16 protein-coding genes are annotated in these 16989 nt (G+C 70.4%); 8 read left to right on the plus strand and 8 right to left on the minus strand.

Annotation, left to right across the window (positions count from 1 at the left end; translation table 11 throughout):
* Positions 1-3: 3 nt before the first annotated feature.
* The 4 genes from DMA15_RS08255 to DMA15_RS37950 form a co-directional block, all read right to left on the minus strand.
* Positions 4-333 (minus strand): bifunctional 3-phenylpropionate/cinnamic acid dioxygenase ferredoxin subunit, encoded by a 330-nt coding sequence (locus DMA15_RS08255; RefSeq protein WP_125512039.1) that lies wholly within the window; start codon positions 331-333, stop codon positions 4-6.
* Complete coding sequence (sufD, locus tag DMA15_RS08260; RefSeq protein ID WP_125512041.1) at positions 330-1511, minus strand: Fe-S cluster assembly protein SufD; 1182 nt, start codon at positions 1509-1511, stop codon at positions 330-332. The genes DMA15_RS08255 and sufD overlap by 4 nt, the downstream gene beginning before the upstream one ends.
* 69 nt (positions 1512-1580) lie before the next feature.
* Positions 1581-3002 (minus strand): Fe-S cluster assembly protein SufB, encoded by a 1422-nt coding sequence (gene sufB, locus DMA15_RS08265; protein ID WP_125512043.1) that lies wholly within the window; start codon positions 3000-3002, stop codon positions 1581-1583.
* Positions 2999-3736, minus strand: a complete 738-nt coding sequence (locus DMA15_RS37950; protein ID WP_125512045.1) for a metalloregulator ArsR/SmtB family transcription factor — start codon at positions 3734-3736, stop codon at positions 2999-3001. The genes sufB and DMA15_RS37950 overlap by 4 nt, the downstream gene beginning before the upstream one ends.
* Positions 3737-3997: 261 nt before the next feature.
* Here DMA15_RS37950 and DMA15_RS08275 point away from each other — a divergent pair, with 261 nt between their 5' ends.
* The 3 genes from DMA15_RS08275 to DMA15_RS08285 all read left to right on the plus strand — a co-directional run bounded on the left by DMA15_RS08275 (position 3998) and on the right by DMA15_RS08285 (position 6808).
* Positions 3998-4921: an ABC transporter ATP-binding protein gene (locus tag DMA15_RS08275; protein ID WP_125512047.1), complete on the plus strand. Its 924-nt coding sequence runs from the start codon at positions 3998-4000 to the stop codon at positions 4919-4921.
* Positions 4918-5688, plus strand: coding sequence for an ABC transporter permease (locus DMA15_RS08280; RefSeq protein ID WP_125512049.1), 771 nt, complete (start codon positions 4918-4920; stop codon positions 5686-5688). Before DMA15_RS08275 ends, DMA15_RS08280 begins: the two co-directional genes overlap by 4 nt.
* Positions 5689-5785: 97 nt before the next feature.
* Positions 5786-6808, plus strand: coding sequence for a COX15/CtaA family protein (locus DMA15_RS08285; RefSeq protein ID WP_125512051.1), 1023 nt, complete (start codon positions 5786-5788; stop codon positions 6806-6808).
* Here DMA15_RS08285 and DMA15_RS08290 read toward each other — a convergent pair.
* Genes DMA15_RS08290 through DMA15_RS08300 form a run of 3 tightly spaced genes read right to left on the minus strand, consistent with a single transcriptional unit; the run spans position 6788 to position 9300 of the window.
* Complete coding sequence (locus DMA15_RS08290; protein ID WP_125512053.1) at positions 6788-7885, minus strand: amidohydrolase family protein; 1098 nt, start codon at positions 7883-7885, stop codon at positions 6788-6790. The two genes, DMA15_RS08285 and DMA15_RS08290, sit on opposite strands and share 21 nt — an antisense overlap.
* Before the next feature lie 55 nt (positions 7886-7940).
* Complete coding sequence (locus tag DMA15_RS08295) at positions 7941-8303, minus strand: hypothetical protein (protein ID WP_125512055.1); 363 nt, start codon at positions 8301-8303, stop codon at positions 7941-7943.
* A 43-nt stretch (positions 8304-8346) separates the two neighbouring features.
* On the minus strand, positions 8347-9300 hold the full coding sequence (locus tag DMA15_RS08300) for a heme o synthase (protein ID WP_125517434.1): 954 nt from the start codon (positions 9298-9300) through the stop codon (positions 8347-8349).
* 386 nt (positions 9301-9686) lie between these two features.
* Here DMA15_RS08300 and tkt point away from each other — a divergent pair, with 386 nt between their 5' ends.
* From tkt to pgl, 5 genes are read left to right on the plus strand one after another with little or no spacing between them, the layout of a single operon-like run.
* Positions 9687-11774, plus strand: a complete 2088-nt coding sequence (gene tkt / locus DMA15_RS08305) for a transketolase (protein WP_125512058.1) — start codon at positions 9687-9689, stop codon at positions 11772-11774.
* 33 nt (positions 11775-11807) lie between these two features.
* Positions 11808-12950, plus strand: coding sequence for a transaldolase (gene tal, locus DMA15_RS08310; RefSeq protein ID WP_125512060.1), 1143 nt, complete (start codon positions 11808-11810; stop codon positions 12948-12950).
* On the plus strand, positions 12947-14479 hold the full coding sequence (gene zwf / locus DMA15_RS08315) for a glucose-6-phosphate dehydrogenase (protein WP_164551926.1): 1533 nt from the start codon (positions 12947-12949) through the stop codon (positions 14477-14479). Before tal ends, zwf begins: the two co-directional genes overlap by 4 nt.
* Positions 14476-15600: a glucose-6-phosphate dehydrogenase assembly protein OpcA gene (gene opcA, locus DMA15_RS08320; protein WP_125512064.1), complete on the plus strand. Its 1125-nt coding sequence runs from the start codon at positions 14476-14478 to the stop codon at positions 15598-15600. The genes zwf and opcA overlap by 4 nt, the downstream gene beginning before the upstream one ends.
* The gene (gene pgl, locus DMA15_RS08325) at positions 15597-16376 is read left to right on the plus strand and encodes a 6-phosphogluconolactonase (RefSeq protein WP_125512066.1); all 780 of its coding nucleotides are present in this window, start codon (positions 15597-15599) and stop codon (positions 16374-16376) included. The genes opcA and pgl overlap by 4 nt, the downstream gene beginning before the upstream one ends.
* 43 nt (positions 16377-16419) lie before the next feature.
* Here pgl and DMA15_RS37380 read toward each other — a convergent pair whose 3' ends face one another.
* Positions 16420-16683, minus strand: a complete 264-nt coding sequence (locus DMA15_RS37380) for a DUF2087 domain-containing protein (protein WP_240660175.1) — start codon at positions 16681-16683, stop codon at positions 16420-16422.
* Positions 16684-16989: the final 306 nt, after the last annotated feature.

Genomic DNA, 16989 nt, shown 5'->3' on the forward strand with positions numbered 1-16989 from the left:
GCCTCAGGACTCCTGGGAAAGGGAGGCGTGTACGTCAACGAGCACATCGCCCCCTTCGATCTTTACGGGGTATACGGGGACGGGGCGCGTCGCGGGAAGGCCGGACGGCTTACCGGTACGGAGGTCGAACGCGGAGCCGTGCAGCCAGCACTCGATCTGGCAGTCCTCCACCTCGCCCTCGGAGAGGGAGACGTTCGCGTGCGAGCAGATGTCGTGGATCGCGTACACCTCGCCCTCGGTGTGCACGACGGAGACCGGCGTGCCGTCGAGTTCCACCCGCTTGGGGGTGTCCTCCTCCAGCTCGCCCAGTCCACAGACGCGTACGAAGGTCATGCGACCGTCGCCTCCAGCTCCTCTTCGATCTTCGCGAGGAGGCGCTCCTCGACGTCCGGCAGACCGATCTGCTGGACCAGCTCGGCGAAGAAGCCGCGGACGACCAGGCGCCGCGCGTCCTCCTCGGAGATGCCGCGCGACTGGAGGTAGAAGAGCTGCTCGTCGTCGAAGCGGCCGGTCGCCGAGGCGTGGCCCGCGCCGACGATCTCGCCGGTCTCGATCTCCAGGTTCGGGACCGAGTCCACGCGGGCGCCGTCGGTCAGCACGAGGTTGCGGTTCATCTCGTACGTGTCCGTGCCCTCGGCGGCGGCCTCGATGAGGACGTCGCCGATCCACACCGCGTGGGCGTTGTCGCCCTGGAGCGCGCCCTTGTAGACGACGTTCGACTTGCAGTGCGGGGTGTTGTGGTCGACCAGGAGGCGGTGCTCCTGGTGCTGGCCCGCGTCGGTGACGTAGAGGCCGAACAGCTCGGCCTCGCCGCCGGTGCCCGCGTAGGTGACACGCGGGTGCAGGCGGACCAGGTCGCCGCCGAAGGTGACGACGACGGACTTGAAGGAGGCGTCGCGGCCGATCAGCGCGTTGTGCTGGGCGACGTGCACCGCCTTGTCGTCCCAGTCCTGGACGGAGACGACGGTGAGCTTGGCACCGTCGCCGACGACGAAGTCGACGTTGGCGGCGAGCACGGCGTCACCGGTGTGGTCGATGACGACCAGGGCCTCGGCGAACGCGCCCACCTCGATCACCTGGTGCGCGAAGGCGGTGCCGCCCTCGCCGTGCACACCGATGCGGATGGGCTCGGTCAGGACCGTCTCCTTGGGGACGGTGACGACCGAGGCCTTCTCGAAGGACGAGTACGCCTGCGCGGCGACGCGGTCGACGGGCTTGCCCGCCTTGCCGACGCGCGCGTCGTCCCGGCCGACGGTCTCCTGGGTGACACCCTCGGGGGCGCTCACCTCGACGCGGATACCGCCGTCCGCCACCGCCGTGCCGTCGTGCAGCCCGCGAAGGCGCTCCAGCGGCGTGAACCGCCACTCCTCCTCGCGGCCGTGGGGGACGGGGAAGTCCGCCACGTCGAAGGACGGGGGCGCGCTCATGCGGGTGGCGACGGTGGACTCGGCGGCCACCGCGATGGATCCGGCGGTCGTCGACCCGACCGGGATGTTCTGGGCCTCAGCCATGGCTGTCGTCGTGCTCTCTCTCTGCGCTCTGCGTAAGAAGTCTGCTCGCTGCGGGAACGGTTGCCGGACTCAGCCGACCGAACCCTCCATCTGCAGCTCGATCAGCCGGTTCAGCTCCAGGGCGTACTCCATCGGCAGCTCCTTGGCGATCGGCTCGACGAAGCCGCGCACGATCATCGCCATGGCCTCGAACTCGGTCAGGCCGCGGCTCATCAGGTAGAAGAGCTGGTCGTCGGAGACCTTGGAGACGGTCGCCTCGTGGCCCATGGAGACGTCGTCCTCGCGGACGTCGACGTAGGGGTAGGTGTCCGAGCGGGAGATCGTGTCGACGAGCAGCGCGTCGCAGAGCACGTTCGACTTCGATCCGGCGGCGCCCTCACCGATCTCGACGAGGCCGCGGTACGACGTACGACCGCCGCCACGCGCCACCGACTTGGAGACGATGTTCGAGGAGGTGTTCGGCGCCATGTGGACCATCTTGGAACCGGCGTCCTGGTGCTGGCCCTCGCCCGCGAAGGCGATGGAGAGCGTCTCGCCCTTGGCGTGCTCGCCCATGAGGTAGACGGCGGGGTACTTCATCGTGACCTTGGAGCCGATGTTGCCGTCGATCCACTCCATGGTCGCGCCCTCGTACGCCACGGCGCGCTTGGTGACCAGGTTGTAGACGTTGTTCGACCAGTTCTGGATCGTCGTGTAGCGGCAGCGGCCGCCCTTCTTCACGATGATCTCGACGACGGCGGAGTGCAGCGAGTCCGACTTGTAGATCGGCGCGGTGCAGCCCTCGACGTAGTGGACGTAGGCGTCCTCGTCGACGATGATCAGCGTCCGCTCGAACTGGCCCATGTTCTCCGTGTTGATGCGGAAGTAGGCCTGGAGCGGGATGTCGACGTGCACACCCTTGGGCACGTAGATGAACGAGCCACCGGACCACACGGCGGTGTTCAGCGACGCGAACTTGTTGTCGCCGACGGGGATGACCGTGCCGAAGTACTCCTTGAACAGCTCCGGGTGCTCCTTGAGCGCCGTGTCGGTGTCCAGGAAGATGACGCCCTGCTCCTCCAGGTCCTCGCGGATCTGGTGGTAGACGACCTCGGACTCGTACTGGGCCGCGACACCGGAGACGAGGCGCTGCTTCTCCGCCTCGGGGATGCCGAGCTTGTCGTACGTGTTCTTGATGTCCTCGGGCAGGTCCTCCCAGGACTCCGCCTGCTTCTCCGTGGAGCGCACGAAGTACTTGATGTTGTCGAAGTCGATGCCCGAGAGGTCCGAGCCCCAGTTCGGCATGGGCTTCTTGTCGAACAGGCGCAGGCCCTTGAGGCGGAGCTTGGTCATCCACTCCGGCTCGGACTTCTTGGCCGAGATGTCCCGGACGACGTCCTCGCTGATGCCGCGCCTGGCGGAGGCACCGGCGACGTCGGAGTCGGCCCAGCCGTATTCATACGTGCCCAGACCCTCGAGTTCGGGGTGGGCAGTCTCCGTGGGGAGCGTCATGCGGGGTTCCTCCCGGCCGTACTTGCTGATGCTGATGTGGTGGTCTGTGTGCTGCCGCCGCCGCTGCCACTGCGTGGGATGAACGTCGTACAGACGCCGTCTCCGTGGGCGATGGTGGCGAGGCGCTGCACGTGCGTGCCGAGCAGCGTGGAGAACATCTCCGTCTCCGCCTCGCACAGCTGCGGGAACTGCTCGGCGACGTGGGCGACCGGGCAGTGGTGCTGGCAGAGCTGCTCGCCGACCGGTGCGCTGCGCGCCGTGGCAGCGTACCCGTCGGTCGTCAGGGCCTTGGCAAGAGCCTCGGTGCGCTGTTCGGGTGGTGCGGCTTCGATCGCCGCCTTGTACGACTCGGCCTGTGCGGTGATCCGCGCGCGCGCGAATGCGACGACCGCGTCCTCGCCGTGCTGTTCGGTGATCCAGCGCAGGGCCTCGGCGGCGAGCTTGTCGTAGGACTGGTCGAAGGCGTCGCGACCGCAGTCGGTCAGGGCGAAGACCTTGGCCGGACGGCCGCGGGTCCGCGCGCCGTAGACGCGCTGCTCGCGGGGCTCGACGACGTTCTCATGGGCGAGGGCGTCGAGGTGCCTGCGGACGGCCGCCTGGGTGAGGCCGAGGCGCTTCGCGAGGTCGGCGACGGTGGAGGGGCCGTGGTCCAGGATGGAGCGCGCGACCCGGTTGCGCGTAGACCGCTCACCGGTCGCGAGTTCCTCCTGCGGAGCCTCGCCAACGTTTTTCACAACGCCATTGTTGCGTAATTCCTCAGAGCCTGACAACCCGCGCCGTGATCACCGCGTGGTGCGCTGCATCACTTAGGCATACCTAAGCTGACCTGCGGAAACGATCTTTGATCGATCAAATCCGCGCAGCTGGGAAGCGCTGCCGAACGGTCTCCGGAAGGCCGCCGGACCCCCTCCGACCGGCGCTTTGTCCCCTCGCGGAGCCACCCGCCGCGGCCCCGCCCGCCCGGCTCCCGCGATCCGTCCCTAGACTGGCTCACCATGCGAAACGAGCCCGTCGTCCAGATCGAGAGTCTGGTCAAGCGGTACGGAACCAAGACCGCGGTCGACGGTCTCGACCTGGTCGCCGGGGCGGGCATCACCGCCGTCCTCGGCCCCAACGGCGCCGGCAAGACCACCACGATCGAGACCTGCGAGGGCTACCGGAAACCGGACTCCGGCACCGTCCGCGTCCTCGGCCTCGATCCGCTGCGCCAAGCCGACGCGCTGCGGCCCCGCGTCGGCGTGATGCTCCAGTCCGGCGGCGTCTACTCCGGCGCCCGCGCGGACGAGATGCTGCGCCATGTCGCCAAGCTGCACGCGGACCCGCTGGACGTGGACGCCCTCATCGAGCGCTTGGGCCTCGGCAGCTGCGGCCGCACCACCTACCGGCGGCTCTCCGGCGGCCAGCAGCAGCGCCTCGCGCTCGCGATGGCCGTGGTCGGCAGGCCCGAACTGGTCTTCCTTGACGAGCCGACGGCGGGCCTGGACCCGCAGGCGCGCCGGGCCACCTGGGATCTCGTACGCGATCTGCGCCGCGACGGCGTCCACGCCATCCTCACCACGCACCACATGGACGAGGCCGAGCAGCTCGCCGACGACGTCGCGATCATCGACGCGGGCAAGGTGATCGCCCAGGGCTCCCCCGACGCGCTGTGCCGCGGCGGCGCCGAGAACACCCTGCGCTTCACCGGCCGCCCCGGGCTCGACGTCGGCTCGCTCCTCAAGGCGCTGCCCCCGGACTCGGCGGCGGCCGAACTCACCCCGGGCGCCTACCGCGTCAGCGGCACGGTCGACCCGCAGCTGCTCGCCACCGTCACCTCCTGGTGCGCCCAGCACGGGGTGATGCCGGAGAAGATCTCGGTCGAACGCCACACTCTGGAAGACGTCTTCCTGGAGCTCACGGGTAAGGAGCTGCGCGGATGAGCGCCGCCGGTACGTACACGCCGAAGCCGGGCGCCGCCCCGCTCCCCCGCATGATCGCCGCGCAGGCCGCGCTGGAGACCAGGATGCTGCTGCGCAACGGCGAGCAGCTGCTCCTCACGGTGGTGATCCCGACCCTGCTGCTCGTGCTGTTCAGCGCGGTCGACATCGTGGACACGGGTGACGGCGAGGCCGTCGACTTCCTCGCGCCCGGCATCCTCGCGCTCGCCGTGATGTCCACCGCCTTCACCGGCCAGGCCATCGCGACCGGCTTCGAGCGCCGCTACGGCGTGCTGAAGCGGCTCGGCGCCTCGCCGCTCCCCCGCTGGGGCCTGATGGCCGCCAAGACCCTCTCGGTGCTGGTCACCGAGGTCCTCCAGATCGTGCTGCTCACGGTCATCGCCTTCGCCCTCGGCTGGTCCCCGCACGGCAACCCCGTCTCCGTGCTCCTGCTCCTGGTGCTCGGCACGGCGGCCTTCTCCGGGCTCGGCCTGCTGATGGCGGGCACCCTGAAGGCCGAGGCGACACTGGCCGCCGCGAACCTCGTCTTCCTGCTGCTGCTCATGGGCGGCGGGGTGATCGTGCCGCTGGACAAGTTCCCTGATGCGGTGCAGACGGTGCTCGGTCTGCTGCCCATCTCGGCGCTCTCGGACGGGCTGCGCGACGTGCTCCATCACGGGGCGGGCATGCCGTGGGCGGACCTCGGGATCCTCGCCGTGTGGGCGGTCCTCGGGCTCGGCGCGGCGGCGAGGTTCTTCCGCTGGGAGTAGCGGCGCCGCGCGCTCCTTCCGCCGGGAGCGGCGCGCCGCGCGGCGGGAACGCCGGATACGTCCCCCTCGTGAAGCCGTGCACAAGCGGCCCCCTACGATGGTGCGCGTGCCAAACGTGACCCGAGCCGACCTCGCTCAAGCCGCGCGGAACCCGCTCGCCTTCATCGCCGAGCGCTGGACGCCCACTCAGCGGACCGTCCAGCGGGCGGCCTTCCTCTCCCTGGCCATGACCGTCGTCATCGTGGTGACGGGCGGCGCCGTCCGGCTGACCGGCTCGGGCCTCGGCTGTCCGACCTGGCCCAAGTGCACGGAGGACTCCCTCACCGCGACCAGCGAGATGGGCTTCCACGGCGTCGTCGAGTTCGGCAACCGCATGCTCACGTACGTGCTGTGCGCGGCCGTCGGCTGGGCGATCATCGCGGCCCGCTCCCAGAAGCCGATGCGGCGCAGCCTGACCCTGCTCGGCTGGACCCAGTTCTGGCTGGTCATGGGCAACGCCGTGCTCGGTGGCATCGTCGTGCTCGTCGGCCTGAACCCGTACACGGTCGCCGCGCACTTCCTGCTCTCCTCCGCCCTGATCGCGGTCGCCGCCGTCATGTGGCACCGCTCCCGCGAGGGCGACGGTGAGCCGCGCCCGCTGGTCGGCAAGGCCGTGGCGCAGCTCGTCTGGTTCCTGGTGGCGGCCTCGGCGCTGCTGATCGCGGTCGGCACGGTCGTGACCGGCGCGGGCCCGCACGCGGGCGACTCCAGTGACGTCCCGCGGATGAACCTCGCCCCGGTCGGCCTGGACTGGGAGGGCGTCACCAAGCTGCACGCGGTCCTCGCCTGGATCGTGGTGACGCTGACCTTCGCGCTCTGGTTCGTCCTCAAGGCGGTCGACGCGCCGCGCGGCCCGCTGGCCCGCACCCGCGACCTGTTCCTGATCCTGCTCACCCAGGGCGCCATCGGCTACGTCCAGTACTTCACGGACCTGCCGGAGATCCTGGTCGGGCTGCACATGTTCGGCTCGTGCCTGGTGTGGATCGCCGTGCTGCGCGTCCTGCTGTCGCTGCGGGAGCGGCCGCACGCCACGACCGAGCTGCCCGCGCAGGCGGACGACTCACAGCTCTCGGCCGTCTGACAGTCCGTAGACGCGGCGGGCGTTGCCCGCCGCGATCAGACCCGCCACGCGCTGCGCGTCGGTGAGCGACCAGGCCCCCTCCGCGACCCAGGTGCCGAGCACCCGCCCGAGGGCCTCCCTGAACAGATGTGCCCCCACGACGTGCAGTTCGGGCAGCCCGTGCGCGCCGCTGGAGAAGAGCAGCTTGCCGAAGGGCGCGAGTTCCAGGATCTCGGCGAGTACGGCCGCCGCGCGCGCCCCGGTCCGTACGAGGGCGGGGCCGAGGTCGGCGTACACATGCGGGAAGACGGCCGCGAGGTGGGCGGCGCTGCGGTGGTAGGGGTAGCCGTGCAGCAGCACCAGGTCGGTGCCGAGGCCCGCGGTGGCCCGCGCGAAGTCCCCGAAGTACGTCTGCGGGTCCCCCGCCCCCGCGTGCAGTTGCAGCGGCCGGCCCGAGGCCACCGCGATCCACAGCAGGTGCCGCAGCAGCACGGGGTCGGTGAGCGCCCCGCCCACCTGCCGCCCGGCGAGCCAGCGCCCCACCGCGCCGCGCACCTCACCGGGGCCCGGCGGCTGCGCCGCGAGGGCGAGCGGATGGCGCACCCCCGCGACCGAGGTGAAGGCGACGGCTCCCGCGGCGGCGGCGTGCACGGACTCGGCGAGGTTGGCGAGGAAGGAGTCGGCGGTGCCCGAGGTGTCCGCGACCTGTTCGGCGAGGAGTTCGAGGCGGACGATCTCGCGGGCGTCGGCGTCGCCGGTGGACGCCATCTCGTCCGGTCCCGTCAGGTCCCCCGGCAGCCCCGTGTCGACGAGGTACGTGGTGATGCCGCTGCCCCGCAGCAGCCGCCGCCCGGACTCCAGGACGCCCAGCTCGCGGCGGCGGGCCAGATAGCGGGCCGGCGGGCAGTGCGGCTCGACGCCGAGCAGGGGCGGGCACCAGCGGCGCACCGCGAAGCCGGTCTGGGTGTCGAAGAAGGTGGTGCCGGGGGCGGGCGGTCCCTCGCCCCGGCCGAGGTGGGCCTCGAAGGTGCCGAGGCCCAGCTCCGTGCGGAGGACGCCATGGCAGTACTGGTCCACCAGGGACGGCGTTTCGATCATGCGGGCTCCCGCTGAATGGACCTTGCTCCTACGGTCCTAACGGGTGACCCGGGTGTCAGGTGTTGCCTCCGGCGTCGTTCTTCGGTCCGCCGATCTGGATCCCCGCCATGCGCGTCCACTCGTAGGGCCCGGTCCGCACCTTCGCGGCGAAGTCCCCGTCGAACTCCTCGTGGACGGTGATCCCGGCCTTCTCGACGGCGCTGACCGCGACGGCGTGGTCGGGCGCGACCAGGTCGCCCCAGCCGCCGTCCGCGCCGACGAGCACGATGCGGGCGCCCTTCTGGCCGAGGTAGGCGATCTGCCCCTCGGCACCGCCGTGCTCGCGGGCGAAGGCGCCGATCTCCTTGGCGAGCCGAGCCACCTTCCGCTCCGAGCGAGCGGCCTTCTTGCTGTCGTCCACCTGCTGAGTCTCTGCCATGCCCAGGATGCTACCGACGAGTAGCCCGTCGGGCCAGGGGGACCTAGCGCAGGAAGGGGTCCACCGCCACGGCGACGAAGAGCAGCGAGACGTACGTGATCGACCAGTGGAAGAGCCGCATCTCCTTGAGCTTGCCGCCCGTCGCCTCCGCCTTGGCGCGGTTCTGGAGGCCGTGCGCCTCCCAGAGCCACCAGCCGCCGGTCACCAGCGCCACCGCGGTGTAGAACCAGCCGGTGTAGCCGAGCGGCTGGAGGAGCAGCGAGACGGCGACCATGACCCAGCTGTAGAGGACGATCTGACGGGCGACCACCTTGTTGGAGGCGATGACCGGCAGCATCGGCACGCCCACGCGCGCGTAGTCCTCCTTGACCTTCATGGAGAGCGGCCAGTAGTGCGGCGGCGTCCAGAAGAACATGACGAGGAAGAGGATGACCGGCGCCCACGACAGGGAGTTCGTCACCGAGGACCAGCCGATGAGGACCGGCATGCAGCCCGCGATGCCGCCCCAGACGATGTTCTGCGAGGTCCGCCGCTTCAGGATCATCGTGTAGACGACCACATAGAAGAGGAGCGCGCCGAGCGCGAGCCACGCGGAGAGCCAGTTGACGGCGAGGCCGAAGAGCAGCGTGGAGACGACCGCGAGGCCGATGCCGAAGACGAGGCACTCGCGGGGGCTCACCATCCCGGTGACCAGCGGCCGCTGCGACGTGCGGTCCATCAGCGCGTCGATGTCGCGGTCGATGTACATGTTGAGCGCGTTTGCGCCGCCGGCGGAGAGGTAGCCGCCCAGGCAGGTCACGAAGACCAGCCACAGGTCGGGCACCCCCTGCTCGGCGAGGAACATCACCGGAACGGTGGTGATGAGGAGGAGTTCGATGATTCGCGGCTTCGTCAGCGCCACGAACGCCTTGACACGGGCCCCGAACGGCCGATGGCTCGGGCTAAGGTCCGTCCCGGAAACCCCCGCTGGACGGGATTCAACGGCCGTCACGCACACCCCTGACAGAGACATCCCAGCGAGCCGACCAGCACCGTCGGACATGAAGATCCGGTAAAGGCTCGCGCGTACCACGCCACTGTAGACGTTGCCCATACCTCGCCCTTCGCGGGGGTCCGCTCGTGTTGAGCGTCCGTAAGAGGGGTACCGCGTACCGGCCGGGCCGTCACGTGAGCGGTATGGAGTGTTCTTTGAGCGGACAAATGAGCGGTTCCTTATTCACATGGCGAATCGCCGCGCATTCCTTTCCGGAGGCGGATCCCGGCTTGTCCCGGCAGTCTGGAATGACTCGAAAAAATGCACGTTCCGGCAGCGGTAGGCTCGACAACGGCCGGTGGGATTCACATCGCCGGCATTCGACATGTGGAGAGGAGCCCTGACTCAGGGTGAGCACCAAGCCGACCACCACAGACCTCGAGTGGACCGAACTGGACCAGCGAGCCGTTGACACCGCCCGCGTCCTGGCCATGGATTCCGTACAGAAGGTCGGCAACGGCCATCCCGGTACGGCCATGAGCCTCGCGCCCGCCGCGTACACCCTTTTCCAGAAGGTGATGCGCCACGATCCGGCGGACGCGGACTGGACCGGGCGTGACCGCTTCGTTCTCTCCGCGGGCCACTCGTCCCTGACCCTCTACATCCAGCTCTACCTCGCCGGTTTCGGCCTGGAGCTGGACGATCTGAAGGCCTTCCGCACCTGGGGCTCGAAGACCCCGGGCCACCCGGAGTACGGGCACACGACGGGCGTGGAGACGACGACGGGCCCGCTGGGCCAGGGTGTCGCCAACGCCGTGGGCATGGCGATGGCCGCCCGCTACGAGCGCGGCCTGTTCGACCCGCGGACCCCGGCCGGCGAGTCGCCGTTCGACCACCACATCTTCGTCATCGCCGGTGACGGCTGCCTGGAGGAGGGCATCTCCGCGGAGGCGTCCTCGATGGCCGGGCACCAGCAGCTCGGCAACCTCGTGATGCTGTGGGACGACAACCACATCTCGATCGAGGGCGACACCGCCACCGCGATCTCCGAGGACACCCTCAAGCGGTACGAGGCCTACGGCTGGCACGTCCAGCGCGTGGAGCCGAAGGAGAACGGCGACCTCGACCCCGCCGCCCTGTACGCCGCGATCCAGGCCGCCAAGGCCGTGACGGACAAGCCGTCCTTCATCGCGATGCGCTCGATCATCGCCTGGCCCGCCCCGAACGCGCAGAACACCGAGGCCGCGCACGGCTCGGCGCTCGGCGACGAGGAAGTGGCCGCCACCAAGCGCGTCCTCGGCTTCGACCCCGAGCAGACCTTCGAGGTCTCCGACGAGGTCATCGCGCACACCCGCAAGGCCCTCGACCGCGGCCGCGAGGCCAAGGCCGAGTGGGAGAAGGGCTTCGCCGCCTGGCGCACCGCCAACGCCGAGCACGCCGCCACCTTCGACCGCGTCGCCGCGGGCGAGCTGCCCGAGGGCTGGGAGGAGAAGCTCCCCGTCTTCGAGACCGGCAAGGGCGTCGCCACCCGCGCCGCGTCCGGCAAGGTCCTGCAGGCGCTCGGCGCGGTCATCCCCGAGCTGTGGGGCGGCTCCGCCGACCTCGCGGGTTCGAACAACACGACGATCGACAAGACGTCGTCGTTCCTCCCCGCGGACAACCCGCTGCCGGAGGCCGACCCGTACGGCCGCACGATCCACTTCGGCATCCGCGAGCACTCCATGGCCGCGGAGATGAACGGCATCGCGCTGCACGGCAACACCCGTATCTACGGCGGCACCTTCCTGGTCTTCTCCGACTACATGCGCAACGCCGTGCGCCTCTCCGCGCTGATGCACCTGCCGGTGACGTACGTGTGGACGCACGACTCGGTCGGTCTGGGCGAGGACGGCCCGACGCACCAGCCGGTCGAGCACCTCGCCTCGCTGCGCGCCATCCCGGGCCTGAACGTGGTCCGCCCGGCCGACGCGAACGAGACCGCCATCGCCTGGCGCGAGATCCTCAAGCGTTACACCAAGGAGTTCGGCAAGGGCGCCCCGCACGGCCTCGCGCTGACCCGCCAGGGCGTGCCGACGTACGAGCGGAACGAGGACGCGGCCAAGGGCGGCTACGTCCTGTTCGAGGCCGACGGCGGCGCTCCGGAGGTCATCCTCATCGGCACCGGCTCCGAGGTGCAGCTCGCCGTCGAGGCGCGCGAGCAGCTCCAGGCCGCCGGCGTTCCGACGCGGGTCGTGTCGATGCCCTCGGTCGAGTGGTTCGAGGAGCAGGAGCAGGGGTACCGCGACAGCGTGCTGCCGCCGTCCGTGAAGGCGCGCGTGGCGGTGGAGGCGGGCATCGGCCTGACCTGGCACCGTTTCGTGGGCGACGCCGGACGCATCGTCTCGCTGGAGCACTTCGGCGCCTCGGCCGACGGCAAGGTGCTTTTCCGCGAGTTCGGGTTCACCGCCGACGCGGTGGCCCAGGCGGCGCGGGAATCGATCGCCGCAGCCCAGCGCTGACGCCCATATACGACCAAGTAGGAGATGTATTCCATGACAGACGCACTCAAGCGCCTCTCCGAAGAAGGCGTCGCGATCTGGCTGGACGACCTGTCGCGCAAGCGGATCACGTCCGGCAACCTCGCCGAACTGATCGACCAGCAGCACGTCGTGGGCGTCACGACCAACCCGTCGATCTTCCAGAAGGCCATCTCGCAGGGCGACGGTTACGACCAGCAGCTCTCCGACCTCGCCGCCCGTGAGGTCACGGTCGAAGAGGCCATCCGCATGATCACGACGGCGGACGTCCGTGACGCCGCCGACATCCTGCGCCCGGTCTTCGACGCGACGGGCGGCCAGGACGGCCGCGTGTCCATCGAGGTCGACCCGCGCCTGGCGCACAACACCAAGGCCACGGTCGCCGAGGCCAAGCAGCTCGCCTGGCTGGTGGACCGCCCGAACACGCTCATCAAGATCCCGGCCACCGAGGCGGGCCTCCCGGCGATCACCGAGGTCATCGGCCTCGGCATCAGCGTCAACGTCACGCTGATCTTCTCGCTGGAGCGCTACCGCCTGGTCATGGAGGCGTACCTGGCGGGCCTGGAGAAGGCCAAGGAGCGCGGCCTGGACCTCTCCAAGATCCACTCGGTGGCGTCCTTCTTCGTGTCCCGCGTGGACACCGAGATCGACAAGCGCCTGGACGGCATCGGCACGGACGAGGCCAAGTCCCTCAAGGGCAAGGCCGCGCTCGCCAACGCCCGTCTCGCCTACGAGGCGTACGAGGCGGTGTTCGGCTCCGCCGACAAGTCGACGCAGGCCTCGGAGCGCTGGGCCGCGCTCGACAAGGCGCAGGCCAACAAGCAGCGTCCGCTGTGGGCCTCGACCGGCGTCAAGGACCCGGCGTACAAGGACACGCTGTACGTCGACGAGCTGGTCGCGCCCAACACGGTGAACACGATGCCCGAGGCGACCCTGGAAGCCACCGGCGACCACGGTTCGATCACCGGCGACACCATCGCGGGCACCTACGACCAGGCGCGCGCCGAGATCGCCGCCGTGGAGAAGCTCGGCATCTCGTACGACGAGGTCGTGCGGCTCCTGGAAGACGAGGGCGTCGAGAAGTTCGAGGCCTCCTGGAACGACCTGCTCAAGTCGACCGAGGCCGAACTGAAGCGCCTCGCTCCTTCGAAGGGCTGACCACTTTGTCAAGCAGCAATCCGCTGCGTGACGCCGCAGACCGACGGCTCCCGCGTATCGCGGGGCCGTCGGGCCTGGTCATTTTTGGCGTCACGGGCGATTTGTCCCGTAAAAAGCTGATGCCCGCCGTGTACGACCTCGCGAACCGAGGTCTGTTGCCGCCGGGCTTTTCCCTTATTGGTTTCGCCCGCCGCGACTGGGAGGACGAGGACTTCGCCCAGGTCGTCCATGACGCAGTCAAGCAGCACTCGCGCACGCCGTTCCGCGAGGAGGTCTGGCAGCAGCTCATCCAGGGGATGCGCTTCGTCCAGGGCAACTTCGACGACGACGCCGCGTTCGAGCAGCTCAAGGCCACCATCCAGGAGCTGGACAAGGCGCAGGGCACGGGCGGCAACTTCGCCTTCTACCTCTCGGTGCCCCCCAAGTTCTTCCCGCAGGTCGTCCAGCAGCTCAAGAAGCACGAGCTGGCGGACGCTCCCAAGGGCTCCTGGCGCCGCGCGGTCATCGAGAAGCCGTTCGGCCACGACCTGGCGTCCGCCCAGGAACTGAACGCGATCGTCCACGAGGTGTTCGCCCCCGACCAGGTCTTCCGGATCGACCACTACCTCGGCAAGGAGACCGTCCAGAACATCCTGGCGCTCCGCTTCGCCAACCAGATGTTCGAGCCGATCTGGAACCGGTCGTATGTGGACCACATCCAGATCACGATGGCCGAGGACATCGGCATCGGCGGCCGCGCCGGCTACTACGACGGCATCGGCGCCGCCCGTGACGTCATCCAGAACCACCTGCTCCAGCTGATGGCGCTGACCGCGATGGAGGAGCCCGCCTCCTTCGACGCGGACGCGCTGGTCGCCGAGAAGGCGAAGGTGCTCGGCGCGGTCAGGCTGCCGAAGGACCTCGGCAAGAGCACGGTCCGCGGCCAGTACTCCGCGGGGTGGCAGGGCGGCGAGAAGGCCGTCGGCTACCTCCAGGAAGAGGGCATCGACCCCAAGTCGAAGACCGACACCTACGCCGCCATCAAGCTGGGCGTCGACAACCGCCGCTGGGCGGGCGTCCCCTTCTACCTGCGCACCGGCAAGCGTCTGGGCCGACGGGTGACGGAGATCGCGGTGGTCTTCCAGCGCGCCCCGCACTCCCCCTTCGACCACACCGCCACCGAAGAGCTGGGGCAGAACGCGATCGTCATCCGCGTCCAGCCGGACGAGGGCATCACGGTCCGGTTCGGCTCGAAGGTGCCCGGCACCTCGATGGAGATCCGGGACGTCTCGATGGACTTCGCGTACGGCGAGTCCTTCACCGAGTCCAGCCCGGAGGCGTACGAGCGTCTGATCCTCGACGTCCTGCTGGGCGACGCCAACCTCTTCCCGCGCACGGAGGAGGTCGAGCTGTCCTGGAACATCCTCGACCCGATCGAGGAGTACTGGGACAAGCACGGCAAGCCCGCGCAGTACCCGGCGGGCACCTGGGGCCCGACCGAGGCGGACGAGATGCTCGCACGAGACGGACGGAGCTGGCGTCGGCCATGAAGATCGACCTTACGGACACCACGTCCAGCAAGATCAACAAGGCGCTCGTGCAGGGCCGCCGCGCGATCGGCACCCCGGCCGTCGGCATGGTCCTGACCCTCGTCATCGTCACCGACGAGGAGAACGCCTACGACTCACTGAAGGCGGCCAACGACGCGTCGCGCGAGCACCCCTCGCGCACCCTCGTGGTCATCAAGCGCGCCGCCCGCTCGCCCCGCGACCGCACCACCTCGCGCCTGGACGCCGAGGTGCGGGTGGGCGTCGAGGCGGGCACCGGCGAGACGGTGGTCCTGCGGCTCTACGGCGAGGTCATCAACCACGCCCAGTCGGTCGTCCTGCCGCTGCTGCTGCCGGACGCCCCCGTGGTCGTCTGGTGGCCGGTGAACGCCCCGCTCGACCCGTCCAACGACCCGCTGGGCGCGCTGGCCCAGCGCCGCGTCACGGACACCTACGCGGCCGAGCAGCCGATCCACGAGCTGGCCGCCCGCGCCGAGGCCTACCACCCCGGTGACACGGACCTGTCCTGGACCCGCATCACCCCGTGGCGCTCCATGCTCGCCGCTGCCCTGGACCAGGTCACGTGCAAGGTCACCTCGGTGCAGGTCGAGGGCGAGGAGTTCAACCCGAGCTGCGAGCTGCTCGGCATGTGGCTGGCGGACCGGCTCGACGTCCCGGTGAAGCGGTCGCTGTCGGCGGGCCCCGGCCTGACCGGCGTACGCATGGAGACCGACTGCGGTCCCATCGTGCTCGACCGCCCCGACGGCTCGCTTGCCACGCTCTCCATCCAGGGGCAGCCCGACCGCGCGGTGGCCCTCAAGCGCCGCGAGACGGCCGAGCTGATCGCGGAGGAGCTGCGCCGCCTCGACCCGGACGACACCTACGCGTCCGCGCTGCGGTACGGCGTGGAGCGGCTCGGCGAGCCCTCGTCGGAGCCGATGCAGGGCGCCGGGGAGGGTGCCGGAGGCGCGGCCACCGAGGACGCCGCGGAAGCTCCCGAGCCGAAGGAAGCCCCCGAGGCCAAGAAGGCTGCCGAGGCGAAGAAGGTGCCGGAGCCCGCGAAGGCCCCGGCGAAGAAGGCCGCGGCGAAGAAGGCCCCAGCGAAGAAGGCGGCCGCCAAGTGAGCGCGGCACCGCAGCTCGTCGTGCACCGCGACAAGGAGCTGATGGCGCAGGCCGCGGCGGCCCGGCTGATCACGAAGGTCGTCGACGCGCAGGCCGCCCGCGGTTACGCCTCGGTGGTCCTCACCGGCGGCCGCAACGGCAACGGCCTGCTGGCGGCGCTCAGTTCGTCCCCCGCGAAGGACGCGATCGACTGGTCGCGCCTCGACCTGTGGTGGGGCGACGAGCGCTTCCTGCCGGACGGCGACCCGGAGCGCAACTACACCCAGGCCAGGGAGGCGCTGCTCGACGCGGTGCCGCTCAACCCGGCCCGGGTGCACCCGATGCCTCCCTCGGACGGTCCCTACGAGGTGGACGCCGCGGCCGAGGCCTACGCCGCCGAACTCGCCGCCGCGGCGGGCCCGGAGGACCACGGCCCGGTGCCGACCTTCGACGTCCTGATGCTCGGCGTCGGCCCGGACACGCACGTCGCCTCGCTCTTCCCGGAGCTGCCCGCGGTGCGCGAGACGGAGCGCACGGTGGTCGGCGTGCACGGCGCGCCGAAGCCCCCGCCGACCCGCGTCACGCTCACGCTCCCGGCGATCCGGGCGGCGCGCGAGGTGTGGCTGCTCGCGGCGGGCGAGGACAAGGCGGGGGCCGCGGCCATCGCCCTGTCCGGCGCGGGCGAGGTGCAGGCCCCCGCGGCCGGCGCCTACGGCCGCTCGCGCACGCTGTGGCTGCTCGACGCGGCGGCGGCCTCACAGCTCCCGGCGCAGCTGTACCGGCCGGCCGTGGCGTAGCCGTACGCGCGACAAGGGCCCCGCACCGACCGGTGCGGGGCCCTCACGCGTGGACGGCGGCGCGCCGGTAACTGCTGCCGTCCGAGTCGCGCTCCAGGAGGCCGTCGATGACGCAGTACCGCCGCAGCGCCGCTGTGTCGTCGTGCACGGTGCGGAACGCCTCGTTGACCTCGCGCTCGCTGTAGGCGCGGTCGGCGTCGAAGAGGGTGTCCGTGAGGTGGACGAGGAGTTCGTGGCGTACGACGGGGCGCACGGGGATGGCGGTGAGGCGGCCGTGCGCGAAAAAGCCGGTGAGGCGGCGCGGCACGGTGGGGTGGGCGTCCGCGAGACCGGGTGCCCGCCGGAAGACGGCCGGGTCGGCGCGGAGCGACCCGCCGGGCAGCCGCTCCACGAGCCCGGCGGCAAGGAGCCGTCCGAGGTGCTTGCGGGCCGCGGGCGAGTCGGCTTCGCGCGGCGGCAGGTCGTCGAGGACGATGCGCGCGTACAGCCGCAGTCTCTCGGGGTCGGCGAGCGCGGCGAGCAGCTGGTCCATGACGGGGTCCCTCCCGGGGGTGACAGAGCCGAAGCAGTGTCGCCCGCCGGGTGGGGCGCCCGCATCCGATTAACGTGGCGT

The organism is Streptomyces sp. WAC 01529 (assembly GCF_003945545.1).
Taxonomy (GTDB): domain Bacteria; phylum Actinomycetota; class Actinomycetes; order Streptomycetales; family Streptomycetaceae; genus Streptomyces; species Streptomyces anatolicus.